Below are 961 nucleotides of genomic sequence, written 5' to 3' on the forward strand. Positions count from 1 at the left end.
TATGCAACTAAAATCCACATTAAAACAACTTGTTAAAAATAACCCACTCTATAAAGACTTTATCCGTCCTATGCGTGTTAGATTCAAAGAAAAAGCATTAGCTAAACTTGATGATGAAAGCTACTTTATAAAAAGACATAAAAAAATCTTTGGTTATACACCAGATTTTAGAAACCCACAAACTTTTAATGAAAAAATCATTCACAGAATCCTATTTGATAGAAACCAAATATACACAGCCCTAGCAGATAAACTTAAAGCTAGAATCTATATAGCCACCACATTACAACACTTTGATACAGCCTATAATACGCAAGATAATATTGCTTATGCTGCGGGGGGGGGGGGCAACCTTATAGCCTAAATCAAAACAATATAGATTTACACAATAATCCCACAATAAACACAACAACTCCTATTACTCCACAAACACAAAATAAAGAGAATACGCAAACTAAATATGCTAAAGATTCACAATTATCACAGAATCTAGATTCTAAAAACTCCAAAATACCCACTGCGGAAGTATTTTTAGACAATTTCAAGGGTTGTGCAGATTCTTGTGCGAGGAGTTTATTAGATATAAATGACAAAGCACAAGAAGCAAGTTCCCTTGAAAGTGCTAAAAAGACAACGCAGAAAAAAGATTCTTTACTTTTCCAACCCATAGACACACTCACACAAGAACTCTTTAATACAAATGAGTGTCAATACTTACCAAAACTCTATGGAATCTACAAAAATGTGAATGAGATTGATTTCTCTAAACTTCCACAAAGCTTTGTATTAAAGACAAATCACGATAGCGGTGGTGTAGTCTTAGTCAAAGATAAAGAGGCTTTTCTAAAGGATTCTAAGCTTTTTAGTGAATCTATGGATAAACTCACAACACATTTAAACACAAACTTCTACACACTTTATAGAGAATGGCATTATAAAGATATAGAGCCTAGAATCTTTG

The 961-nt window shown here is 32.8% G+C and carries 2 protein-coding genes; both read left to right on the forward strand.

Annotated features, from left to right (window positions below):
• Window position 1: 1 nt before the first annotated feature.
• On the forward strand, window positions 2-364 hold the full coding sequence (locus tag EBF12_RS10935) for a hypothetical protein (RefSeq protein WP_244196535.1): 363 nt from the start codon (window positions 2-4) through the stop codon (window positions 362-364).
• Window positions 365-744: 380 nt separating this feature from the next.
• On the forward strand, window positions 745-961 hold a 217-nt coding region (locus EBF12_RS10945; protein ID WP_279629433.1), incomplete at its 3' end, for an ATP-grasp fold amidoligase family protein.

The sequence above is a fragment of the Helicobacter labetoulli genome (genome assembly GCF_003670275.1).
In the GTDB taxonomy this organism is placed as follows: Bacteria; Campylobacterota; Campylobacteria; order Campylobacterales; family Helicobacteraceae; genus Helicobacter_C; species Helicobacter_C labetoulli.